At 56.4% G+C, this 21,886-nt stretch carries 22 protein-coding genes; 9 read left to right on the top strand and 13 right to left on the bottom strand.

Annotated features, from left to right (window positions below):
• Positions 1-37: 37 nt before the first annotated feature.
• A complete protein-coding gene (locus AC3Y7R_RS14350; protein ID WP_490042735.1) occupies positions 38-892 on the bottom strand; it encodes a hypothetical protein in 855 nt (284 codons plus the stop codon).
• Positions 893-1,185: 293 nt separating this feature from the next.
• On the opposite strand from AC3Y7R_RS14350, the gene lon reads away from it, so the two are divergent.
• Positions 1,186-3,594, top strand: coding sequence for an endopeptidase La (gene lon, locus AC3Y7R_RS14355; protein WP_490042736.1), 2,409 nt, complete (start codon positions 1,186-1,188; stop codon positions 3,592-3,594).
• A gap of 76 nt (positions 3,595-3,670) precedes the next feature.
• Here the strand turns inward: lon and AC3Y7R_RS14360 are convergent, their stop codons facing one another.
• The 3 genes from AC3Y7R_RS14360 to purB all read right to left on the bottom strand — a co-directional run bounded on the left by AC3Y7R_RS14360 (position 3,671) and on the right by purB (position 6,924).
• Complete coding sequence (locus AC3Y7R_RS14360; RefSeq protein WP_490042737.1) at positions 3,671-4,777, bottom strand: FliG C-terminal domain-containing protein; 1,107 nt, start codon at positions 4,775-4,777, stop codon at positions 3,671-3,673.
• Between the two features lie 136 nt (positions 4,778-4,913).
• A complete protein-coding gene (locus AC3Y7R_RS14365) occupies positions 4,914-5,447 on the bottom strand; it encodes a tetratricopeptide repeat protein (protein WP_490042738.1) in 534 nt (177 codons plus the stop codon).
• Positions 5,448-5,622: 175 nt separating this feature from the next.
• Positions 5,623-6,924 carry an adenylosuccinate lyase gene (purB, locus tag AC3Y7R_RS14370; protein WP_490042739.1) on the bottom strand — a complete coding sequence of 434 codons (1,302 nt, stop codon included), beginning with the start codon at positions 6,922-6,924 and terminating at the stop codon, positions 5,623-5,625.
• Between the two features lie 215 nt (positions 6,925-7,139).
• On the opposite strand from purB, the gene AC3Y7R_RS14375 reads away from it, so the two are divergent.
• Positions 7,140-7,577 carry a DUF6314 family protein gene (locus AC3Y7R_RS14375; protein ID WP_490042740.1) on the top strand — a complete coding sequence of 146 codons (438 nt, stop codon included), beginning with the start codon at positions 7,140-7,142 and terminating at the stop codon, positions 7,575-7,577.
• Position 7,578: 1 nt separating this feature from the next.
• Here AC3Y7R_RS14375 and AC3Y7R_RS14380 read toward each other — a convergent pair whose 3' ends face one another.
• Together AC3Y7R_RS14380 and AC3Y7R_RS14385 are read right to left on the bottom strand one after the other, a co-directional pair.
• Entirely contained in the window at positions 7,579-8,265 is a 687-nt protein-coding gene (locus AC3Y7R_RS14380; RefSeq protein WP_490042741.1) for a helix-turn-helix transcriptional regulator, read from the bottom strand.
• Positions 8,266-8,275: 10 nt separating this feature from the next.
• Positions 8,276-8,593: a hypothetical protein gene (locus AC3Y7R_RS14385; RefSeq protein ID WP_490042742.1), complete on the bottom strand. Its 318-nt coding sequence runs from the start codon at positions 8,591-8,593 to the stop codon at positions 8,276-8,278.
• A gap of 228 nt (positions 8,594-8,821) precedes the next feature.
• On the opposite strand from AC3Y7R_RS14385, the gene AC3Y7R_RS14390 reads away from it, so the two are divergent.
• The 6 genes from AC3Y7R_RS14390 to AC3Y7R_RS14415 all read left to right on the top strand — a co-directional run bounded on the left by AC3Y7R_RS14390 (position 8,822) and on the right by AC3Y7R_RS14415 (position 13,001).
• Positions 8,822-9,040, top strand: coding sequence for a twin-arginine translocase TatA/TatE family subunit (locus AC3Y7R_RS14390; protein ID WP_490042743.1), 219 nt, complete (start codon positions 8,822-8,824; stop codon positions 9,038-9,040).
• 57 nt (positions 9,041-9,097) lie between these two features.
• On the top strand, positions 9,098-9,634 hold the full coding sequence (locus AC3Y7R_RS14395) for a Sec-independent protein translocase subunit TatA/TatB (protein WP_490042744.1): 537 nt from the start codon (positions 9,098-9,100) through the stop codon (positions 9,632-9,634).
• Entirely contained in the window at positions 9,631-10,539 is a 909-nt protein-coding gene (tatC, locus tag AC3Y7R_RS14400) for a twin-arginine translocase subunit TatC (RefSeq protein ID WP_490042745.1), read from the top strand. The genes AC3Y7R_RS14395 and tatC overlap by 4 nt, the downstream gene beginning before the upstream one ends.
• Positions 10,540-11,388 carry an ATP-binding protein gene (locus AC3Y7R_RS14405; RefSeq protein ID WP_490042746.1) on the top strand — a complete coding sequence of 283 codons (849 nt, stop codon included), beginning with the start codon at positions 10,540-10,542 and terminating at the stop codon, positions 11,386-11,388. It begins immediately after the preceding gene.
• A 258-nt stretch (positions 11,389-11,646) separates the two neighbouring features.
• A complete protein-coding gene (locus tag AC3Y7R_RS14410) occupies positions 11,647-12,072 on the top strand; it encodes a hypothetical protein (protein ID WP_490042747.1) in 426 nt (141 codons plus the stop codon).
• Positions 12,073-12,227: 155 nt separating this feature from the next.
• Positions 12,228-13,001, top strand: a complete 774-nt coding sequence (locus tag AC3Y7R_RS14415) for an L-iditol 2-dehydrogenase (RefSeq protein ID WP_490042748.1) — start codon at positions 12,228-12,230, stop codon at positions 12,999-13,001.
• 31 nt (positions 13,002-13,032) lie between these two features.
• Here the strand turns inward: AC3Y7R_RS14415 and AC3Y7R_RS14420 are convergent, their stop codons facing one another.
• The 7 genes from AC3Y7R_RS14420 to AC3Y7R_RS14450 all read right to left on the bottom strand — a co-directional run bounded on the left by AC3Y7R_RS14420 (position 13,033) and on the right by AC3Y7R_RS14450 (position 21,403).
• Entirely contained in the window at positions 13,033-14,088 is a 1,056-nt protein-coding gene (locus tag AC3Y7R_RS14420) for a Hint domain-containing protein (protein WP_490042749.1), read from the bottom strand.
• Between the two features lie 123 nt (positions 14,089-14,211).
• Positions 14,212-15,372 (bottom strand): peptidoglycan DD-metalloendopeptidase family protein, encoded by a 1,161-nt coding sequence (locus AC3Y7R_RS14425; RefSeq protein WP_490042750.1) that lies wholly within the window; start codon positions 15,370-15,372, stop codon positions 14,212-14,214.
• A gap of 42 nt (positions 15,373-15,414) precedes the next feature.
• Positions 15,415-16,068 (bottom strand): protein-L-isoaspartate(D-aspartate) O-methyltransferase, encoded by a 654-nt coding sequence (locus AC3Y7R_RS14430; RefSeq protein ID WP_490042751.1) that lies wholly within the window; start codon positions 16,066-16,068, stop codon positions 15,415-15,417.
• A complete protein-coding gene (gene surE / locus AC3Y7R_RS14435; protein ID WP_490042752.1) occupies positions 16,065-16,850 on the bottom strand; it encodes a 5'/3'-nucleotidase SurE in 786 nt (261 codons plus the stop codon). Before surE ends, AC3Y7R_RS14430 begins: the two co-directional genes overlap by 4 nt.
• Before the next feature lie 138 nt (positions 16,851-16,988).
• Positions 16,989-18,128: a hypothetical protein gene (locus AC3Y7R_RS14440; RefSeq protein WP_490042753.1), complete on the bottom strand. Its 1,140-nt coding sequence runs from the start codon at positions 18,126-18,128 to the stop codon at positions 16,989-16,991.
• A gap of 147 nt (positions 18,129-18,275) precedes the next feature.
• A complete protein-coding gene (gene serS, locus AC3Y7R_RS14445; RefSeq protein ID WP_490042754.1) occupies positions 18,276-19,565 on the bottom strand; it encodes a serine--tRNA ligase in 1,290 nt (429 codons plus the stop codon).
• Between the two features lie 44 nt (positions 19,566-19,609).
• On the bottom strand, positions 19,610-21,403 hold the full coding sequence (locus tag AC3Y7R_RS14450) for a pentapeptide repeat-containing protein (RefSeq protein WP_490042755.1): 1,794 nt from the start codon (positions 21,401-21,403) through the stop codon (positions 19,610-19,612).
• Positions 21,404-21,562: 159 nt separating this feature from the next.
• On the opposite strand from AC3Y7R_RS14450, the gene yajC reads away from it, so the two are divergent.
• Positions 21,563-21,883 (top strand): preprotein translocase subunit YajC, encoded by a 321-nt coding sequence (gene yajC / locus AC3Y7R_RS14455; protein WP_490042756.1) that lies wholly within the window; start codon positions 21,563-21,565, stop codon positions 21,881-21,883.
• Positions 21,884-21,886 lie beyond the last annotated feature (3 nt).

Consider the following 21,886-nt stretch of genomic DNA (forward strand, 5'->3'; position numbering starts at 1 on the left):
GTTAGACCAAGTTGCCCAGCAAGCGCCAGAACCTGTATTACTCGGCGGCCACAATAGTGGCTTTGCGCTGCCCGTAGGTTTCCCCGTAGAGCGCGTCGAGTTTCTCAATCAGCTTGTCATATTGATAGCCAAGGGCGTCATCAAACCAGCGCTCCAGCAAGGCGCCCAGACTTAAGCCAGAGCGCTCTTCAACGCAGGACATAAAGCAGCTATCGCGATCTAAAATGCTTAGGTGCAGGGAGAAAACACCATCAACTAAGGTGCTGTCGGCCTCATGACCCTGAAAGAAAAAGCGGCAAGACGAGGGTTCGTCGCGTTCCAGAAAAGTCAGCGTATACTGAGCGTTACGCGCCTTTCGCCCCTTAAAGGTGACGTGGACAGTGTCGGGGTCTTCGGCGTCTTCCTCGTAGGATTCCATCATGTCGGTGCAATGGTCAATGGGCTCCGCCGCACCGGGTACGACATGGCGCCACACAAGGCGGGCGGGGTAGGGAACATGGCCGGAATGACGATCACGCCAGTTTGTTTTGGTCCCAATCCGTTTGGAGAATGCGCTGTTGAGAAACCACCAAACGGCGCCGGTTCCTATGATGAAAAGGGCCAGACCCGCGGCCACTACACCCCAACCGGTACTGGCGAAGAGCATGAGAAATCCGACCGTCAAAAAGCCAACAGATCCACTAATTTCCAGCAGGCTCCGGTGCCGAGGAACAATGGCGTAGACTGCGACGGCAATGGCGCAAAACAGGGTCGCAAATATCACAAAAAGGCCCACATAGGCGATGCTGGGGATTTGTGCACCTGCGCAAGAAAGAAGCACGGTGCAAAAAAGCCCTAATCCACCTGCAAAAGTAGCGATGCGGCGGTAATGTCGAAGCAGTATAGTGAGCATTTACGGGACCTGATAATATGTGAAAGACTGGTTATTCGCTAAATCTAGGCATGCATTGGGGCATGAGTGAGGCCGCTTTGGGGGCATCTAAAGGCTTAGATTGGGAAAAATTGGGCTAAAATTGAGCACTGATCCGCTTGTATCCACCGCGCGGCGGCGTCAAACTACGGGCAACCAATCGGCGGATGGTTGACAGAGATGTGGGCGGACCCCACATCATAAATCTAAGCCGGAGATTGTCAGATGGTTGCCGCAAAGCGGGGCCTTGGCGATCTTGCCAAAAAGGAAAAAAGATGACCGAGCAAACGACCCTATCTTATCCAGTATTGCCATTGCGCGATATTGTGGTGTTCCCGCATATGATCGTGCCGCTGTTTGTAGGCCGCGAGAAGTCCGTGCGCGCGTTGGAAGAGGTGATGAAGGACGACAAGCAAATCTTGCTGTCGAGCCAGATTGACCCCTCTGTCGATGACCCGACATCTGAGGGCATCTACGAGGTCGGCGTGCTGGCCAATGTACTGCAACTGCTGAAGCTGCCCGACGGGACCGTTAAGGTGCTGGTTGAAGGGCGCTCGCGGGTGAAAATTCTAGAGTACGTTGAGAATGAGAGCTTCTTTGAGGCGCGCGCCATCGAGTTGGAAGAAACGCTTGGCGATAACGTAACGGTTCAGGCGTTGATCCGCTCGGTCGGTGAAGAGTTCGAGCGCTACGCCAAAGTGAAGAAAAACATCCCCGAAGAGGCGCTGACCTCGGTCGCAGAAACCGAAGTCCCAGATAAGCTGGCGGACCTTGTGGGCGGGCATCTTGGTGTCGAAGTGCACCAAAAGCAGGAGCTATTGGAAACCCTCTCTGTGGCTGACCGACTGGAGAAAGTATACGGGTTGATGCAGGGCGAAATGTCCGTGCTTCAAGTCGAGAAAAAGATCAAATCCCGTGTCAAAAACCAGATGGAGCGCACGCAGCGTGAGTACTATTTGAATGAGCAAATGAAGGCCATTCAGAAAGAGCTGGGCGAGGGCGAAGAAGGCCAGAATGAAGTGGCTGAATTGGAAGCCAAGGCTGCCAAAACAAAGCTGTCCAAAGAGGCCAAAGAAAAAGTCGATGCGGAGATTAAAAAGCTCAAAAACATGAGCCCGATGTCGGCTGAGGCCACCGTTGTGCGCAACTATCTGGACTGGATTTTTGCGATCCCATGGGGTGTGACCTCGCGGGTTAAAAAGAATTTGACGAAGGCCGAAAAAGTTCTTGATGACGACCATTATGGCTTGGAAAAAGTTAAAGAACGCATCGTTGAATATCTGGCGGTGCAACAGCGCTCCAAAAAACTCAAAGGCCCGATCATGTGTCTTGTTGGCCCTCCGGGTGTGGGCAAAACTTCGCTCGGGAAGTCGGTGGCGAAGGCAACAGGTCGCGAGTTTATCCGTATCTCCCTTGGGGGCGTGCGTGACGAATCCGAGATACGTGGCCACCGCCGGACTTACATTGGCTCCATGCCGGGTAAAATTATTCAGGCGTTGAAAAAAGCCAAAACCACCAACCCACTGATCTTGCTAGATGAAATCGACAAGATGGGGCAAGATTTTCGGGGTGATCCGGCGTCTGCGATGCTGGAAGTGCTTGATCCAGAGCAAAACAGCACCTTTGTGGATCACTATCTTGAGGTCGAATATGACCTCTCGAATGTGATGTTCCTGACCACTGCAAACTCCTACAATATGCCGGGCCCACTGCTTGATCGCATGGAGATTATCCCGTTGTCTGGCTACACCGAGAACGAGAAGTTCGAGATTGCCAAGCAGCATTTGATTGCCAAGCAGGTGAAGAACCACGGGCTCAAAAAGGGCGAGTTTGAGTTGGAGGATGGTGCACTTTTGGAAATGATCCGCACCTATACTCGCGAAGCAGGTGTGCGGAACTTGGAGCGTGAAATCGGCAAGCTGGCCCGCAAAGCTGTCACCAAAATTGTGCGCAAGGCCGAGACCAATATCGTGGTGTCGCCGGACAATCTGGATGATTATCTCGGCGTCAAAAAATACCGCTATGGTTTGGCCGAACAACAAGACCAGATCGGGGTCGTGACGGGTTTGGCCTACACTTCCGTGGGCGGCGAGTTGCTGCCGATTGAAGCGCTGCGCCTGCCGGGTAAAGGTCGGATGAAGACCACCGGCAAGCTGGGCGATGTGATGAAGGAATCGATTGATGCGGCCGCGTCATATGTGCGCTCGATCAGCCCGAAAATCGGGGTGAAGCCGACGAAATTTGACAAGATCGACATCCATGTTCACGTACCAGACGGGGCGACGCCAAAAGATGGCCCATCCGCCGGCTTGGCGATGGTGACGTCGATCGTGTCGGTGCTGACGCAAATTCCGGTGCGCAAGGATATTGCGATGACCGGCGAGGTGTCCTTGCGCGGCAATGCGATGCCAATCGGTGGCCTGAAAGAGAAGCTGTTGGCAGCGTTGCGTGGTGGTATCACGACGGTGCTGATCCCGGCGGAGAATGAAAAAGACCTGCCGGAAATTCCTGATAACGTGAAGTCTGGGCTGGAAATTATTCCGGTAAGCCATGTCTCGGAGGTGTTGAAAATCGCACTGGTCTCCCAACCTGAGGAGATTGAATGGGATGAGGCCGCAGAGGAAGCGGCGCAGGCGGCTTTGGCGGCAAAAGGCAACGACGGGTCTTCTGCCGTGGCGCATTAAGCCTCATTAACCTTAGCTAAATAACGAAAGGGCGGCTTGCTTTAAGCCGCCCTTTTCAATTGGTTAGAGGGTATTTCTATTCTTCCTCTTCCTCCGCGGCAGTCACAATCAACGTAATGTCGCCGCTTTCCTCTAGGCTGCGGATTGCCCCGGTCAGTTTGCCCATCGCAGATTCGGCGGCCTTGCCACTTAGGGCTGCCGTCTCTTTTATTTCCTCGCGAATGGCGTCGGCCATGCGCTTGGACAGATTGGCGAGGATGAATTCCACAACCTCTGGATACTCCTCGGAGCCTGCCTTCAGCGCGGCGTTTAATTCGTCGCCCGGCAGGACGCGGATAATGGCCGGAATGTCGGTGGCCTGCATTCGCGTGGTGATGTCGGCGAAGGTAAAGATCGCTTTGCGGACCTGTGCTGCGAAGGCCGCATCCAAAGCGTCGAGGGCGTCGAGCACCGTGTCGCGTTGGCTCGATCCGGCTGCGTTGAGCAGGGCAGCCGCGCGGGCCACCGGTTTGGCGGTAAATGCGCCACTCTCGTTGCTGCTCTCGTTGCTGCTAAGAATGGTCTGGGCAACAGTGTCGACGGTCTCGCTCTGTACTGCGACGGTTTCTGACATGGCGAAAGTGACTGCTTTTGCGGCTTCTATCTCCAGCAGTTCCATAACATCGGCCGAGGCCGCGGCGGGCAATTTTGACATGATAATCGCGCCGATGCGGGGGCTTTCCATACTAACCAATTCGGCCAAAGCTTCGGGTGGCAGCTCGGCAATCATCTCCCAGGTGTTTTTTGGCAATGTGGGGCTATGGATGTGGCGCATCCGTTCCAACAAGCTGTCGCTGAGATTGCCCTCAAGCGCATCCAGTGCGGCGCTGGTATCGACGGGAAAACTTAACCCGTGGGCGTCCAAATGTTTGGCAAACTCGGCCAGTACCGAGCCAACGGTGGCCTTGTTGATCGGTCCCATAGAGGCGTAGACGCGGGCTAAATGCACCTGCGTGGCTTCGGACATCACTGATAGGGGGATGGCACCGCCTGCGTGCAAAATCATTTGCACGATCACAGCGGCTTTTTGCGCCCCGTTTAAGGGCAGTGGCTTGTCAGAGCCGTCAAAAGTGAAGGCGGTGCTGGCGGTTTTGCCACCAATACCCAATCCAGCGCCTGCACGCGGCTGTGCTACCAATTCCATGGCCAATTTCCCATCCCAGTTAGAGTCTCGCAGGCTTGAATAGAGCGTCTAGGGGTTAATGATAGGTAAGGGGGAGCGGGCAAGATGTTGGGGATTTTAGTGAAATTGGGGGCGGTTGTGCCGCCCCCGTTTTACCTTAGTAGGAAAAGGTTTTCCCGGTTGCCAATGCGGTGACCAAAGAGGCCTCGGCCCATGTGTCTTGGCCATTGCGCGCGCGGATTTCCGACAATTGCGTGGCGGCGGCTTGGTGTTGGCCAATTTGCACCAAAGCCTGCCCCATATAGGAGCGCGCCAAGATGTTGTCGGCATCGGCCTCAAGGGCGGCGGTGTAGTATGTCATGCCCAGTGCCAAATCGCCTTTTTTGCGGTGAATAAAGCCATAATACGTCAATACGCGGCTCTCGGATTGGTCTGACATGGACGCCAGCACCATCAAGGCGCGATCATATTGTGCGTTATAGGCCAATTCTCGCACGGCGTTGTAGCGGGTGTCGTCATTGTGCAGCTCGGATTTGGCGTCGAGGCAGGTTTTGGTTTTGGTGTCGAAAACCTGTCCTTTTTTGCAGTCGGAGGAGGTTTGTGTGGGTTTGGGCGGTGTGCCTTCACCAGATGCCGCAAAGGCGATGGCAGGGCAAATCAGGGCGGCGGTGAGGAGGGCAGGGATGCGCATTGGGACTATCCTTGAAAAAATGAAGCTAAGAGAAGAGGATTAAATATACTGGTAATTTGAAGTTATGATTGAGCCTAGCACAGGGCTTGAAAAACACAAAACGCCCGCGCAAAGGCGGGCGTTGAATGAGTATTTTTAGCAAAAAGAAGCCTATAAAAAGACGCTGGGACGTGGCTTAGCCAAAGACCCGTTTGAAAATCGTATCGACGTGTTTGGTGTGGTAGCCGATGTCGAATTTTTCTTCGATTTCTTCGGCGCTTAGGGCTTTGAGAACGTCTTCGTCGGCCAGCAGTTCAGTCTTGAAGTCTTTGCCTTCTTCCCAGACCCGCATGGCGTTGCGCTGTACCAATTTGTAGCTGTCTTCGCGCGATACACCTGCTTGAGTCAGGGCGAGCAAAACGCGCTGCGACATGACAAGGCCGCGAAATTTGTTCATATTGGCCAGCATGTTGTCAGGATAAATCAGCAGTTTTTCAACCACACCAGTGAGGCGGCTCAGCGCGAAGTCCAGCGTGATGGTGGTGTCGGGGCCGATGTTTCGCTCTACGGAGGAATGCGAAATATCGCGCTCGTGCCATAGCGTCACGTTTTCCATGGCTGGCACCACGGCCATGCGCACCAAACGGGCCAGTCCGGTCAGGTTTTCCGTCAGCACCGGGTTGCGTTTATGTGGCATCGCGGAGGAGCCTTTTTGGCCAGCAGAGAAGAACTCCTCGGCCTCCAACACTTCGGTGCGCTGCATGTGGCGGATCTCGGTTGAGAGGTTCTCGATCGATGAGCCAACAACGCCAAGGGCGGCAAAGAACGCGGCATGACGATCGCGTGGGATCACTTGGGTGCTGATCGGCTCTGGTTGCAGGCCCAGTTTCTCGCAGACATATTCTTCCACAGAGGGGTCGATATTGGCGAAGGTGCCAACCGCGCCGGAAATCGCACCAGTGGCAATTTCCTCGCGCGCGACTTCAAGGCGGCGCTTGTTGCGGTCCATCTCGGCGTAAAAGCGCGCAAACGTCAGCCCCATGGTGGTGGGCTCGGCATGGATGCCATGAGAGCGTCCGATACGCACGGTCATTTTATGCTCATGCGCGCGGGTTTTCAGGGCGGCCAGCAGCTTGTCCATTTGCGCCAGTAGCAAATCAGCGGCGCGGACCAATTGCACGTTGAATGTGGTGTCCAGCACGTCTGACGAGGTCAGGCCTTGGTGCACAAAACGGGCCTCGTCGTTGCCGATGATTTCGGCCAGATGGGTAAGGAAAGCAATGACATCGTGCTTGGTGACGGCCTCGATTTCGTCGATGCGCGCGACGTTGAACTCCACATCTTTGGCTTTCCAAACGGCGGCGGCATTCTCGGCGGGGATCACGCCGATCTTGGCCATGGCGTCGCAGGCATGCGCTTCGATCTCGTACCAGATGCGGAATTTGGTCTCGGGGGACCAGATGGCAACCATTTCAGGGCGGGAATAGCGAGGGATCATATCAAGCGCTTTCAACAAAATGTGGCAGTTGGGGCGGTCTTAAACTGCGCCTGCGTAAGGGACAACCGCTGATGGGCCAGATGCGGCAGTGGGGTGCTGCCGTAGTGGTGGTTTTTGTGATATACTCGTCAATGAGAAAGCAAGTAGATAACCAGACCTTAAAAATTGTGGTTAATAGTGTGCCTCAAAATGTCGGAATGTAGTCGGAGCAAGCGATGCAAAAGTTGAAAACTTTGGGTCAATTTGCAGGTAATTGGCAAGTAGATCGTGTGATTAAAGATGAGTTTAATAATGCCGAGGGCCAATTGTCGGGTTTGGCAACTTTTACGCCTTCGGAAGCAGAGGTCTTGCTATATGCTGAGGAAGGCGAGCTGCGATATGGCGGACAACCGGCGATGATGGCGACGCGTCGCTATATTTGGCGCAGTGCTGGGGGCGACGCGAGCAAAAAGATTAAGGTCACGTTTGAGGATGGGCGCCCGTTCCACACTATCTCGCTAGACCGGCTTATGCCTGACGACAACCACTACTGCGACCCTGACTTTTATCATGTGAGCTATGATTTTACCGAGTGGCCCAAGTGGAGGTCAGCGTGGCGGGTGGTGGGGCCTGCAAAAGACTACCGTATGACCACGCGCTACACCCGCGGCTGATTTATTCACACTCGGACTTTATCTGGGCCAGAAAGTCGGCCAGTGACTTGCCTTGTTCCTCAACAAATAACTCTGCCAAGGGCTTCAGCGCCCGGATGCGGTCGGCCCGGAACACTCTGAAATCGCCACGTAGTTCGCACCATGCCGAGACCGTCCAGACCCGCCCCCAATACTCCATTTGCAACGGGCGGATGACCCGCTCCGAGGGCGTACCTTCGGCTGTGGCATAGGTGATCAACAGCTTTTGGCGGCTGCGAATGGCCGTGCGCAACTGCGGCATAAAGCGAAACCCGCCCGCCGCGTCCTTGAACGGATAGACCGCAAACCCCCAGCCGGTGGGCGGCGCGGACCGGTCCTCGGGCAGTACGGCGTCAATTTTGGCCGACAGGGTTTGCGCGCCTTTTTGTAGCTCCTCATCCGCCACCTCGCCGACGATGGCCATGCCTAGGTGCAGCGCCTCTAATTCCACCAGTGTCAGGTTCAAAGGGGGCAGGGTGATCGGCGCGGTCATCATGTAGCCCATGCCGCGCTCGCCCGCGACGGGGACACCGGACAATTGCAAGGTTTCCATGTCGCGGTAGATGGTGCGCACCGAAACCTCCAGCGACCGCGCCAAATCCTCGGCGCGGTGCAGGCGACCGTCTCTGAGTAACAAGATCAAATCGAAGAGGCGGTCGGTTCTTCTCATGGGGGCTGCATTACGGGGCGGCCATGAACACGGTTTCATGGCGCATCACCAAGGTTTCGTGGTTCAAGGCCTCGCCCATATCGGGGGCGAAGTCTTGCTGCCCGAAACCAATGCGGGCGGCTTCGGCGCTGGCAGCGTTGGCCCAGATGATGTGGTCGGTCCAGCGGCCATCGGGCCCGCGAGAGACTTGGCGGCCACGAAAGCCCGCCATGCCATCGACCCAGGACTGTGTGGCGCGTAGGGTGGCAAGAAAAGCGGCCTCGTCGGTTCCGTCTTTTAAGGCAAAGGTTACGATTTCGGCAACCTGAGGTTGGGTGGCTTTGGTCATTGAGATAGCTCCATAAGTGATTCTGTTTCGATATGGGCTTTGTGCCACCCCACAACTGACATAAACCTGTCAGTAGTCTTTCAGCAAGCGATCTGATGCGAAAATTCTGCACCATTTCCCCTCACAAGGGGCGTTTTGCGCCTTTTCCCCATGCGTCCGAGACCCTAGATAGAGGGTGAGATAGATAAACCACCCGCGCGACCCGCGCGACCAAGGGAGACCTAAACCATGTTGAACAATATCGGATTGCCGGGCCTGCTGCTTATTGCCGTTGTCGTGCTGGTGCTTTTTGGCCGGGGCAAAATTTCTGGCCTGATGGGCGAAGTCGGCAAAGGCATCACGGCCTTTAAAAAGGGCGTGGATGACAGCACCAAAGAGCTGGACGAGGCCGAGGTTGCCGTCAAAGACGTGACCCCCGAAGACGAAACCGAAAAAGACAAAGCCTAAGCGACGTGAGCAAGGCCGTAATTTGGACTGGGGGCGCGTGCGATGTTTGACATTGGCATGACTGAACTGTTGTTGATCGGGTTTGTGGCCTTGATCGTGGTGGGTCCAAAAGACCTGCCCGGAATGTTCCGCACCTTGGGGCAATTTACCGCCAAGGCCAAACGCATGGCGCGCGAGTTTAGCCGCGCCATGGAGGACGCCGCTGACGAGGCTGGCGTTAAGGATGTGGCCAACACGTTGAAGGCGGCGGCGAACCCTAAGAAGATGGGGCTCGATAAAATCCGTGAGGCCACCAACTTCGACAAGTTCACCGAAGGCTCCGAGACCAAGAAGCTGGCCAAGGATCGCGCTGAGGCCGCCGAGAAAATTCGCGCCTCCGCCGAGAAAGCCGCGAGCACGCGTTTAGCGAAAGAAGCTGCAGCAAAGGCCGAGGCGGCGAAGCCAAAGCCCAAAGCCAAGCCCAAAGCGGCGGCGAAACCCAAAGCGGCGGCAAAGGCGAAAGTTGCCCCTAAGCCGAAGACAGCCGCGAAGCCAAAACCAAAAGCAAAACCTGCTGCTAAGCCCAAACCTAAAACCAAGAAAGCCGACACATGAGCGCCGAGAGCGATATTGAGGACAGCTCCGCCCCGCTGATCGAGCATCTGACAGAGCTGCGCACCCGCGTGATCCGCGCAGCGCTGGCGTTCCTTGTGGGCATGATCATTTGCTTCACCTTCGGCAGCGCCATTCTGGACTTCCTGCTGATCCCGATCGAGAACACCATGCGCGATCTGGGCAATCCCAACCCCGTTATGCAATACACCGCGCCGCAGGAATATTTCTTCACCCTGATCCGCATTTCCATGGTGGGCGGCTTGTTCATCGCCTTCCCGGTGATTGGCTATCAGCTGTGGCGCTTCGTGGCACCGGGCCTCTATAAAAACGAGAAAAACGCGTTCCTACCCTTCATGATTGCGTCGCCGGTGTTGTTCACGCTGGGCGCTGCTTTCGCGCATTACATTGTGGTGCCGCTGGCGATGAAATTCTTTCTGGGCTTTGCTGATCTGCCGTCCTTCTTTGCGGCAATGGTCGCAACCGGCGAGGTATCCGGAGCCGCGAGAGAGTCCGGCATCGACATCGTGTTCAACGGCAAGGTCAACGAGAGTCTTGATATCACACTGAAAATGATTGTGGCCTTCGGGATTTGTTTCCAACTTCCGGTGCTTTTGACTTTGATGGGTAAGGCCGGTTTGGCCTCCGCCGAGGGGCTGCGCAACACCCGCAAATACGCCGTCGTTGGCATTTTGGTCGTTGCCGCTTTGGTGACACCGCCTGATGTGTTGACCCAGTTAATCTTGTTTGTGGTGGTCTATGGCCTTTATGAGGTTTCTATTTTCCTCGTTGCTCAAGTCGAGAAAACCCGCGAAGCCAAACTACGCGAAGAGGGGCTTTGGGATGATGAAGACGAGGATGATGTCGGCGATGACAGTGAAGATCATCCCGAGGATCGTGGCCCTTAAATGAACGGCGGGATCGACGACCCAATGGACCGTATCGCGCAGGCGCTGGAGCGGATGTCTCCACCGCCCGCCGCGGCCCCCGACTTTAGCGCGGCTTCGGCCTTTTTGTGGCACGTAGAGCCGGATCATCTGGCCCCCGTCACTGAGGTCAACGGTATCGCGCTTGAGTTGCTGGTCGGCATCGAGCGCGCCCGCGACACGTTGCACGCGAATACGGTACAATTTGCCAAAGGATTCGCCGCCAATAACGCGCTGCTTTGGGGTTCGCGCGGGATGGGTAAATCCTCGCTGGTTAAGGCGGTGCATAGCGACATTGTGGCCTCTGGCTTGGCGCTGAAACTGGTCGAGGTGCAGCGCGAAGATCTGCCCTCCATGGGGCGCTTGCTGAACCTGTTGCGCGCGTCAGATCATCGCTTTGTGCTCTATTGCGACGACCTGAGTTTTAGCCATGATGATCAGCATTATAAGTCCCTAAAGGCGGTGCTGGATGGTGGCATTGAAGGACGCCCCGAGAACGTGATTTTCTATGCGACTTCAAATCGCCGCCACCTGATGCCGCGCGAGATGGCCGAGAACGAGCGCGGCGGGGCGATTAACCCCTCTGAGGCCACCGAGGAGAAGGTGTCCCTGTCAGATCGCTTTGGCCTGTGGCTGGGCTTCCACGCCTGTGACCAAGATGAATACCTCACCATGATCCGTGGCTACTGTGCAGCCTTTGATGTGCAGGTCGACGAGGATACACTGCGCGCCGAGGCCATCGAGTGGCAGCAAACGCGCGGCGGGCGCTCGGGCCGTGTGGCGTGGCAGTACTTTACCGATTTGGCGGGACGACAGGGGCTATCCGTTTAGCCGCCTGCGTATTTCTTTTTATAGTTACCTAAAATTCCCGCCATTTGCGCGGGTTTTCCGCATGGACTAGCTTTAAAAACTTCGAGTTTTATTCAACTCTCGATCGTTGAGATTTCCTTTACTTTTGGCGCTGAAAGAGGCTGTCAGTCGCACATGCAGTCGCGGCGTTTATGGAACTGAAGGAGCATTTACATGATGCAAGGGATTTCCAGTATGGGGGGGATGCCTCCGCCTCCACCGCCGCCGCAGGGCGCAAAAATGACCGAAGAACAGGGGCAAGACCTGACCGACTTCTTGGCTGACTATGACACCGATGACCTGTCTGAGGATGATGCCAAGCAGATTGTCTCAAAAATTCAGGAATTGGGGATTACGCCCAATGCCGATCTCGCATCGGTTCTGAGCGGCTCTGGGATTGAGATGCAAGCTTTGGGCGAGTTGGCAGGGATTAGCCCGCCTGAGGGTGGCCCGCCTGCTGGTGGTCCTCCGCCTGGTGGCCCCCCACCGTCGGGTGGTCCGCGCGGAAGCGAGAGCGTTGACGAGACGGTGGTGTCAATGATTGCGGAGGCGGTTGAGGCCTATGAAGACTCCGATGGCTCAGAATCCCTGTGGTCCATTCTGGAGCCTGCCTTGCAAGAGGCGGGATATGATACCTCGCAGCCAATGATTGATTTCTATTCCTGATGTGCAGGTGAAAACTTCGGCCCCTATGCCCTTGCGGTAATATGGGGGCCGGACAGCCACCGGTGCGGGCGAAAAAGCGCTAGAATTTTCCGTCGGGATGCTTTCTGGTGAGGCTGGATAAGCCAACAGGCTTGGATCACTGAAGGCGGGATAGAATGAAGCGGTTGGATGGAAAATCGGCCCTGATTACAGGTGCGGCACGGGGGATCGGGCGCGGATTTGCGCAGGCATATATCGCAGAAGGTGCCATGGTTGCGATTGCCGATGTGAACCTTGCGGCCGCACAGCAAACGGCCAAAGAGCTGGGCGCGGGCGCCTATGCGGTACAGATGGATGTGACCTGCCAAGACAGCATAGATGCCGCGATACAAGCCGTCGTGGCGCAGGCGGGGAAGCTCGATATTTTGATCAATAATGCGGCGCTTTTTGACGCGTCACGCACCGTTGATATTACCCGTGCCAGCTATGAAAAACTCTATGCGGTGAATGTCGCGGGGACATTATTCACCATGCAAGCCGCCGCGCGGCAGATGGTTTTGCAGGGCCATGGCGGGAAGATTATCAACATGGCGTCACAGGCCGGGCGTCGCGGCGAAGCGCTGGTGGCGGTCTATTGCTCGACCAAAGCGGCGGTGATTTCGCTGACCCAATCTGCGGGCCTCGATCTGATCAAGGACGGCATCAACGTAAATGCCATTGCGCCCGGCGTCGTGGATGGCGCGCATTGGGAACATGTGGACAGCCTGTTTGCCAAGCTGGAGGGCAAGAAGCCCGGCGAGAAAAAAGCCGAAGTCGCGGCTGGCGTTCCGGCTGGGCGGTTTGCCGTGCCGGCTGATCTGACTGGAATGGCGGTGTTTCTGGCTTCAAAAGAGGCTGATTACATCGTGGCTCAAACCTATAATGTCGATGGCGGCCAGTGGATGAGTTGAGCCAGCGGCTTTTCTGGGCGAGGCGGCCACGCTAGTTGAGCAGGCAGGCCGTCTCATAGCCCTTAAGGCTTAGGTGGGCGGCGGGCATTGTCGGCGCGCCTGCATGGGCCAAGTCGGGGAACAGGCGCAGCAACTCGTCGCGCGGTCCTTGGTCCAACGCGCCCATCGCTTGCGGGCCGGGGTGGAAACTTTCCGAGGGCGCATCTTCGGCAAACACCACTTGGTGCGTGTCAAACAGGATGTGGTGGTAGTTCACCTTGCCCCCCTCACGCACGTAAATGGTGCTGTCATTCACAAGGTCTTTGGCCTTCACGAACACCTCGGTCTCCCCGAACCACAACTCGGCCTGCCAGCCTTCAATCAGCATCCGGTGTTGTGGTGAAACCACCAATTCGCGGGTGTTGCCAAGCGCACCTTTGGTGATCACGATGGGGGCCAAATCACCCATGGCTTCGACGCGGCGCCCGCCGGTCCATGTCAGCTCTTGCAGCCCCGCATCGCGGGTCATAACCATGTCGCCGGGCTGGAGGTATTGCACCGGGACAGGGCCAACAGAGGTCTTGATCAGGGTGCCTGCCGCAAAGCAGACGATCTGCGCGCCAAGGCCTGCGTGTGACGTCATGTTGTCGTTTTCAACAATGTTGCCAATGGTATAGTTGACGCCCGCAGGTGGCACGCCATCGGGAAAGACAAGGTAATACCCGTCCTCAGAGACCCCGCCGACAGTGTCACTCAGATCGTCATCGTTGTTCAGATCCACATCAATGACGGCGATACGGTAGACCGTTCCGTCGGGGGCCGTGACCTCAAAAGTATAGTCCCAAATGGTCTGCTGATAGGTGCCGTCAACCAGTGTCAATTGCTCGCCGAAACCACCGATTTGTTCCTGCGCGCTGACTTGTTCGTTGTTTGGGTCGCCGTTGTACTGGGTAGCACCATCATTTTCGCGAACGTGAAAGCTGGTTGTCACACCAGTCCACGACCAAGCCCCGCCCGTTGTGGGGGCAAAATTATAGTTGAACGTAGAGCCGTTTACCGTGCTCTGCGTGCCAAAAATGGCATTTGAATACCCATAGAAGATGGCCATGTTGGGCCTCGATCACTGTTTACATCTAGGAAACAATGACCTTAAAATGGGGGGATTTACGGGTAAAACTGTGGCAATGGGGTGGAATGTTTGTGCCACATTCCACCCCTATTTGCCTTATTTCTACTTGAGAAACGGTGCGGGATCGACGCTCTCAAACCCTTCGCGCACTTCAAAGTGCAGAAAACTTGGTGCGCCTTTGCCCACCTTGGCGATGCTTTGCCCGCGCTTAATCTTATCGCCCTTTTTCACCGTAATGTCCGCAATATTGGCATAAACAGTAAGCAGGTTTCCGGGGTGGCGCAGCACCAAAATGGGCACCTGATCTGTGTCACGCGTGATCGCGGCAACTGTCCCACTCGCGGCGGCTTTAACGGATGTTCCGGCGGAGGCGGCAATATCAATGCCTTCATTCTTACGCTTCTTGTAAGGACGCAGCACCTTGCCCGACACTGGCGTCAGCAGGCTGGCTGCCTTTTTGCCAACGGCTGCTTTCGGGGCTGCCACAGCGGCAGTTTGCTTAGGCTCGATCTTCTCGGCTGGCAGTGGTTTGGTGGCCGAGGGTGGTTGCGGTGTTGGTGTGCCTGCGCCGGGGTTGACCACGGCGGCTGTTTGCACCGGAGCTTTCACCGTGGGGCTGCCGTCCTTGGCCACGGGGATCAGCAAATACTGGCCCTCGCGGACTTCTAGGTCGGGGCCAAGCCCGTTCCATTCTGCCAAAGATCTGGCCGAGACATTGTAAAGGCGTGCGACTGAATAGGCAGTCTCGCCCCGGCCAACTTGGTGGCGGATCGGCTCTGGTCCGTCGATTTTCGTAGCTTGGCTCGCATTGGTTTGTGGCGCGCGGCCAATCGCGGTGGTGGCAATTTGCGTGATATCCAGTGGCTTGTTTGTGCTGCCGGATGTGGGGGCAGGGGCCGCCACGGCTTCGCGCAGGGCCAGAACCTCACCTTTGTTCAGCTTGTCATCGGTGCGCAGCCCGTTGTAGCTGGCCAAGTCCTGCGCGTTAACGCCGATGCGGCTGGCCACGCTGGCTACGGTATCGCCGCGCTCGGCCACGGCCACCTGATAATTTGGATAGGAAATAATCCCGCGACTGTCCGCGCGTGGGCGGGTGCCAGTGGCCGTGCGCGCCGCGTTTGAGGTGTCCAAGCCTCCCGCTGTGCCGCGCAAGTCAAAGTCCAGATTGGACAGCTTTTGCCCGATCTGCCCGTCACATGCTGACAGCCCAAAACCCAGTGCCACCATAGGCAATAATTTGCTGAAACGCCTGTTCCGCATCATTCTCTTCCTCAATCCATGGCCCTTATATCTGGGCCTTTTGGTTTAGTCCTGCCCCAGCCCCTCTAGAAGGGGGACGAAACGAACCGGCATTAATTCTTCATAATCAAACCCTTGTGGGGTCTTCGTCACCTTGATCAGGCTTTGCACTGCATCGCTTTGGCCCACGGGTACCACCATGATACCCCCCTCGCGCAGCTGCGCCAAGAGGGGGCCGGGCGGATCTTCTGCCGCTGCTGTTACAAGGATGCGATCAAACGGGGCTTGCTCGGGCAACCCATAGCTGCCGTCGCCGGTGACTATGGTGACATTTGTGATGTCGAGCTCTTGAAACAGGCGGCGTACGGGGCGCGTCAGGCGGGCATGGCGGTCCACGGAATAAACGCGCCGGGCAAGGTGGCTGAGTACGGCGGCCTGATAACCGGAGCCGGTTCCCACTTCGAGCACTTTGTTGCGTGGTTGCACGTTCAGCGCCTGCGTCATCATCCCCACTACTGAGGGCTGCGAAATCGTCTGGCCACAGGCAATCGGCAGTGGCATGTCCTCATAGGCGCGATCAGCGAAAGTACCGGTGATAAACTGCCCCCGATCAACCTTTTCCATAGCCGTCAAAACCCGTGCATCCATCACGCCCTTGGAGCGCAGCGCATAGAGGAACTGCATTTTGCGTTCCGCCTCGGATGTGGCCGTGTCACTCATCCCAAATTGCGCTCCAGATCGGCCAGCAAATCGTGGGCAGTCAGGTCGCAGCGCATCGGAGTGACGGAAGTCCATCCGTCAATATTAACCGTAGCGTCAGTGTTGTCTCCTGCGTTCACGTTCTGCGGATTACCCTTGATCCACAGGTATTTACGCCCGTTCGGCGGCATGTGGCTTTGGATGCCCATCCCACCCGTAGGGCGCAGACCTTGCTTAACCACGCGGGTGCCTTTGACATCGGCGGCCGCCACAGGCGGGAAGTTCACGTTGTAGAAAACCTGATAGCCATCGCCGCCCCAAATGCCGTGCTCTAGCAGGCTGCGCACCAATGCCGCGCCGTGTTGGGCCGAGGCCTCAAACGGGTCGTCCAGTTTTGCATTTTCAGGGCCAAAATACTGCGACATGGCGATGGACTTAATCCCTTGCAATGCGCCCTCCATCGCAGCCCCGATGGTGCCGGAATAGACTGTGTTTTCAGCTGAATTATTGCCCTTATTGACCCCTGACAAAATCAGGTCGGGCTTGGCATTCGCCATCACATCATGCACCCCCGCCAAGACGCAGTCCGCAGGCGCGCCCTCGGCGGCAAAGCGGCGCTCACTCAGCTGCGCAATCATGGTGGGGTGAGCGTAGTTGATGCAATGCGCAACGCCCGATTTCTCAAAGGCGGGGGCCACGGTCCAAACCTCGCCATCCGGCCCGGCAACCTCGGTGGCGATGGCGTGAATGACCTCTAGACCCGGTGCGTTGATGCCGTCGTCATTGGTGATGAGAATGCGCATGATACCGCCCTTTTTGTCTAGCTTTAGGCAAAAGGGCCGCAGCGGTAAAGCGGGGTCGTCCTTTGGCACGCATCTAAGGGCGCTCCAGTCCCGAAATTATCACAACTTCTTCGCAAGGCCCCTTGAAAAACACCTAGCCTACACGCGAATGTCCCAAATCCTGTCCGCTTGGTTGGCCGTCCAATGAGCGTCTAAGTTATCGGGCGAGTAGGAGGACTTTAGCTGTAAAACGCCGCTCTCATAGCTTGCCATAAAGAAGAATAACCCCTTTCTGGCCGCGATCTGAACTTTCCCATGAAAGGAAACAAACGCCTTTGAGGCCTTCTTGAATTCGGATTGGATATGGGCGTGATACTTTGTGCCATGCATGCCATATAGGCGGTCCGCTAGACCTTGGCAGGCATGGGTTTCGAACAGGTGCTTGGAGCAATTTGCCGACGTGATGGTGTCCCCGTAAGGGAACACTCGGGACTCTTCGGTTGAACTTAGCACAATCCCTGCGGCGACCAAATCTGCCTTGGAGATGGAGTAGCGTAACGTGTTCGCCCACCAGAAAGGCTCTTCGCCATGGGTGTTGCCATGCAAGTTACAGCAGTGTTTTTCAAAGTGCTGCTTTAGGACCGCTGGCGTCATTGCGCAGTCGGGCATGGTGTTGGAGGCTGGGCCATGGGCGCCAAATGCGGTCATCCAAACTTGCATCAAGTCGCGCGACAAAGCGTCTTGCTTCTTGGCGCCGATCATCGAGACAACGCGCAATGCCTTGCGAAGCTCGTTGTCTTGAAATGCATACCCCGGGCTTTGGACATAACCACGCAGATTTACCATCGCACGGCCAGCAGGGGCGGCGGTGAAGAAATCGCTCATCCCTGCCTTCTCAGAAGCTGACAGGCCTTGAAGGGCCATGACAAGACCATGGTCGATAGCGACAGATTTCTTAGGCAGTAAAGCCAGAATTTTCTGGCTTGGCGGCAACATCTTGTTGACTTGGACCAGATGGGACACCCGCCGACCGGTATCTTGGTTCACAACCTTTAGTAACTTGCTCATCTTTGCCACGTCGCCGCCAACAAGCGGAGAAAGGATCGCGCTGGTGGCGGGGACGCACAGGGCGTCAGCGATCGTGTCACGTTGATGTGAGTTGCTCGGGATATTTGTCAGCCCATCAACAGTGTAGGCGGCTTTCAGGCGGTCCAGCGCAGACACGCCGCCAGCGGCCAAAGGGCAGGTATGGGCAGCTAGGTCAGGAATAAAATTCTTGCAGGTTGCACAAATGGGCATTGGACAAGGGCTCCGGTCAAATTGATTTAAATGCCACCATAAATTAATAGGGCACACCAATAGAGCCTAGGATTCAGCCTAAGTTTACGCAAGGTAAGCAATGCCTGCCTTGTTTCGACACAAATGTTTAAAAACGCCCTCGCGTGGCTAGATCAATGTGCCAAACGGGTCCAACGTGGTTTTCCCGCCCAGATACCGATGCAACGCCACTGGCAACTCGACCGAGCCATCCGCCTGTTGGCCATTCTCTAGCACCGCAATCAGGCACCGCCCAACCGCCAGTCCAGAGCCGTTCAGCGTGTGCACGAACTCCGGCTTGCCACCATCTGCGGGCTTGAAGCGCGCATTCATCCGCCGCGCCTGAAACGCTCCACATACCGAGATCGAGCTGATCTCGCGGTACATCTTTTGCCCCGGCAACCAGACTTCAATGTCATGGGTCCGCTGCGCGCCAAAGCCAGTGTCGCCGGTGCACAACAGCACGGTGCGAAACGGCAATAACAACGCTTCCAGAATATTCTCGGCGGCGGCGGTCATGCGGTCCAACTCGGCGCGGCTGTCCTCGGGTTTGGTGATCGACACCATCTCGACCTTCTCGAACTGGTGCTGGCGCAACATCCCCGACGTATCGCGCCCGGCGCTGCCCGCCTCGGAGCGGAAGCACTGCGAATGCGCGCACATGCGCATCGGCAGCTTGGCCTCGTCCACCGTTTCACCGTTTACAATATTGGTCAGCGGCACCTCGGACGTCGGGATCAACCATTGGCCATTTGTCGTCTGGTAGCTGTCCTCGCCAAATTTCGGCAACTGCCCCGTGCCATACATCATCGCCTCATTGACCAGCACAGGCGTCCACATCTCGACCAATCCGTTGTCTATATGCGTGTCCAACATGAACTGCGCCAAAGCCCGATGCAGACGTGCCACGGCCCCCTTCAGCAGCACAAATCTAGAGCCGGACAGCTTGGCCGCCGTCTCGAAATCCATCCCCGGCAGTACACCGGGCAGCTCAAAATGTTCTTTGGGAACAAAGGGAAAGCGCCTAGGCGTGCCCCAGCGGTTGATCTCTACGTTGTCATCCTCGGTGGCACCTTCTGGCACGTCGCCTGCAATAATATTGCCCAAGCCCATCAGCAGCTCGACCAGCTTGTCGCTCTCTACCTTGGCCTCATCATTGAGCCGTGCCACCTCGGCCTTCTTGTCGCCAACCAGCGCACGCAGCCGCTCGAACTCGGCCTCGTCACCTTTGGCTTTTGCCGCGCCGACCTGCTTGGAGGCGGCGTTCTGCGCGGCCTTGGCCTCCTCGGCGGCGCTGATCTTGGCACGGCGCGCGGCGTCCAGCGCCAGCACATCGGCGGAAGACACATCAGACTTGCGCAATTTCATAGCGGCGTCAAAGACCTCTGGGGTCTCGCGGATCATGCGAATGTCATGCACGGTGTCAGTCCTCGTCTACAATGTTGGTTATATCTCAAAGCGCCTTATGACGGCTTTTTAGGCGGGATGTAAGAGGCAGGATCGCCCTGCCACTTGCGCCATTCGATGCGAAACTCGGCGGAGTTCAACTTCCAATCCGGCCAATGCGAGGGGCGGCTCAAGTTAGAGGGTAAGATCACAGATGCATCGCCAAACGCGCTGTCAATTTGTGCCTGATTCCATGATATAGGTGAATAATCCGCATCCCAAAATGCTGCGCCTTGGAGAGAAGCCTCAAATAGAGATGTACGGGCATCCAACCAAGCCCCTCCGAGGTCCGCCCCTTCCATGTTCGCCCATGTGAAGTTTGCGCCCTTCAAGTGCGCCCCTCTGAGGTCCGCCCCTTCCAAGTTTGCTCTTGTGAAGTCTGCCCCCTCCAAGTGCGCCCCTCTGAGGTCTGCCCTCTGCAAGTACGCCTCTGTGAAATTTGCCCTCTCCAAGTGTGCGTATTCGAGGTCTGCCCTTTCCAAGTGCGCCCATGTGAGGTCTGCCTCCTCGAAGTGCGCCCCTCCTAGGCCTGCCCCCTCCAAGTGCGCCAATGTGAGGTCTGCCCCCTCCAAGTGCGCCACTCGGAGGTTTACCCCCTCCAAGTGCGCCACTCGGAGGTTTGCCCGTTCCAAGTTCGCCGCTCTGAGGTTTGCCCCCTCCAAGTACGCATCTGAGAGGTTTGCCCGTTCCAAGTTCGCCGTTCTGAGGTTTGTCCCCTCCAAGTGCGCACCTGAGAGGTTTGCCCGTCTGAGGTCTTTCTTGCTCAGATCTGTTTTCTCTGCTTTTGCGAGATACGCTGATCGGGCCAATTTCCAATTGGTGGCGAATTTTTGATCGAGGCGTTTGAAATAACTATGGCAATTCCCGATGGCTTTGAGGGTTTCCGTGCACCACTGATCACGAAAATGCTTCAAATCATCTGTTATAATTGACCCTGAAAAATTTGCCTCCCCACAGGCCAACACGGACACCCCGCGCTCTTTGCACCAAGTGCGGCGATAGGTGTTACGGGCGATCTCAAAGCTTTGCCAGTCATCGGGGAGTTTTGTGAATGCCACCCCCGCCAAGTTGGCAGACACCGGCCATTCCACCCTGTTACTTCTCCCCAGCATCCGTGGGCGATCATCGTAAATCCCAATAAAGGATGCCATTTGCCCGAACAGCAATGTCACGACTGTTACAAACAGCCACGCAACCTTCCCGACGGCCCGAACGTGGCCCTTGGGCTTCATCAAACTCACCAGTTGCTCATGGCTTCTTTTGCCCACGTAAGTGGCCAACAGCAATGGGACCCCAATGGCCAGCACGCTCAGCCACGGGTCATGTTTTGGCATAGATTGGAACCAGAATGCGGCCAGCACCAGCGGGGCCGCCCAAAATGCCAGCCCACCAACCACATAATGCGCCAGCCTACCCAAGGGACGTTTCCGCAAGGCCCCGTCTGTGCGCTGCGCAAGCGCGTAATCTGCAATCAGCCAAGGCGCGATATGATCCGAGAGCGGCGCATGATCCATGCGCTCCTGCGCCATCGAGAGTTGCTCCCATAGTTTCAACAGATGGAAGTGAAAATACGCATAGACGGCCGCCCCTAATATCGGAGCCACATAAAAGAACAGCGCGGTCGGCACAGACACCCCGATGATTGGCAATTCGGTTTGGCGCGATGGGATGAAGAAATCCGCATCCTCGACCCCCATCAAGGTGACGCCAACGAAGGCAAGATAGGACAGCAAGGCAAACCAGCTGCCCTTTGCCGTTGTAATCAGGCTGTCTATGCGCGCGATTTGCGCTTTTTGGTCATTATCCAGCATTCAATTTGCTCTGCGCCTTCAATATATCGTTCTCAATACCCACCTCAGGGTAGACGCCAATAATACACCCGTAAACCCGTTGCACCCTCCGCAGGCTCGCCGTAGGGTGCGCCGCAACTGACAAAGGCCGATAATGGCCCATAGATAAAAGGACCGCAGATGTTCATTACACCTGCCTACGCACAGGCCGCCGGGGGCGCTGCAAGCGCCATCACCAATTTCCTTCCGCTGATCTTGATTTTCGGGATCATGTACTTCTTGTTGATCCGCCCGCAGCAAAAGAAGCTCAAGGATCACAAATCCATGGTCGAGGCCGTGCGCCGTGGCGACCAAGTGATCACTCAGGGTGGCATTTTGGGCAAGGTTTCCAAGGTCAAAGAAGATGGCGAAGTTGAAGTCGAAATCGCTGATGGCGTGAAAGTTCGCGTGATCAAATCGACCTTGGCCTCGGTCATTAGCAAAACCGAACCGGCGAAATAAACC

The organism is Litoreibacter sp. (assembly GCF_058136045.1).

What these genes read in the sequence shown, in the direction of transcription:
- tatC (WP_490042745.1), top strand. Translation starts at nt 9,631, where the DNA reads ATGAGCGCCGAGAGCGATATTGAGGACAGCTCCGCCCCGCTGATCGAG.
- AC3Y7R_RS14395 (WP_490042744.1), top strand. Translation starts at nt 9,098, where the DNA reads ATGACTGAACTGTTGTTGATCGGGTTTGTGGCCTTGATCGTGGTGGGT.
- AC3Y7R_RS14380 (WP_490042741.1), bottom strand. Translation starts at nt 8,265, where the DNA reads ATGAGAAGAACCGACCGCCTCTTCGATTTGATCTTGTTACTCAGAGAC.
- AC3Y7R_RS14450 (WP_490042755.1), bottom strand. Translation starts at nt 21,403, where the DNA reads ATGCTGGATAATGACCAAAAAGCGCAAATCGCGCGCATAGACAGCCTG.
- AC3Y7R_RS14375 (WP_490042740.1), top strand. Translation starts at nt 7,140, where the DNA reads ATGCAAAAGTTGAAAACTTTGGGTCAATTTGCAGGTAATTGGCAAGTA.
- AC3Y7R_RS14390 (WP_490042743.1), top strand. Translation starts at nt 8,822, where the DNA reads ATGTTGAACAATATCGGATTGCCGGGCCTGCTGCTTATTGCCGTTGTC.
- AC3Y7R_RS14365 (WP_490042738.1), bottom strand. Translation starts at nt 5,447, where the DNA reads ATGCGCATCCCTGCCCTCCTCACCGCCGCCCTGATTTGCCCTGCCATC.
- purB (WP_490042739.1), bottom strand. Translation starts at nt 6,924, where the DNA reads ATGATCCCTCGCTATTCCCGCCCTGAAATGGTTGCCATCTGGTCCCCC.
- yajC (WP_490042756.1), top strand. Translation starts at nt 21,563, where the DNA reads ATGTTCATTACACCTGCCTACGCACAGGCCGCCGGGGGCGCTGCAAGC.
- AC3Y7R_RS14425 (WP_490042750.1), bottom strand. Translation starts at nt 15,372, where the DNA reads ATGATGCGGAACAGGCGTTTCAGCAAATTATTGCCTATGGTGGCACTG.
- AC3Y7R_RS14440 (WP_490042753.1), bottom strand. Translation starts at nt 18,128, where the DNA reads ATGCCCATTTGTGCAACCTGCAAGAATTTTATTCCTGACCTAGCTGCC.
- AC3Y7R_RS14430 (WP_490042751.1), bottom strand. Translation starts at nt 16,068, where the DNA reads ATGAGTGACACGGCCACATCCGAGGCGGAACGCAAAATGCAGTTCCTC.
- surE (WP_490042752.1), bottom strand. Translation starts at nt 16,850, where the DNA reads ATGCGCATTCTCATCACCAATGACGACGGCATCAACGCACCGGGTCTA.
- lon (WP_490042736.1), top strand. Translation starts at nt 1,186, where the DNA reads ATGACCGAGCAAACGACCCTATCTTATCCAGTATTGCCATTGCGCGAT.
- AC3Y7R_RS14385 (WP_490042742.1), bottom strand. Translation starts at nt 8,593, where the DNA reads ATGACCAAAGCCACCCAACCTCAGGTTGCCGAAATCGTAACCTTTGCC.
- AC3Y7R_RS14405 (WP_490042746.1), top strand. Translation starts at nt 10,540, where the DNA reads ATGAACGGCGGGATCGACGACCCAATGGACCGTATCGCGCAGGCGCTG.
- AC3Y7R_RS14410 (WP_490042747.1), top strand. Translation starts at nt 11,647, where the DNA reads ATGACCGAAGAACAGGGGCAAGACCTGACCGACTTCTTGGCTGACTAT.
- AC3Y7R_RS14350 (WP_490042735.1), bottom strand. Translation starts at nt 892, where the DNA reads ATGCTCACTATACTGCTTCGACATTACCGCCGCATCGCTACTTTTGCA.
- AC3Y7R_RS14415 (WP_490042748.1), top strand. Translation starts at nt 12,228, where the DNA reads ATGAAGCGGTTGGATGGAAAATCGGCCCTGATTACAGGTGCGGCACGG.
- AC3Y7R_RS14360 (WP_490042737.1), bottom strand. Translation starts at nt 4,777, where the DNA reads ATGGAATTGGTAGCACAGCCGCGTGCAGGCGCTGGATTGGGTATTGGT.
- AC3Y7R_RS14420 (WP_490042749.1), bottom strand. Translation starts at nt 14,088, where the DNA reads ATGGCCATCTTCTATGGGTATTCAAATGCCATTTTTGGCACGCAGAGC.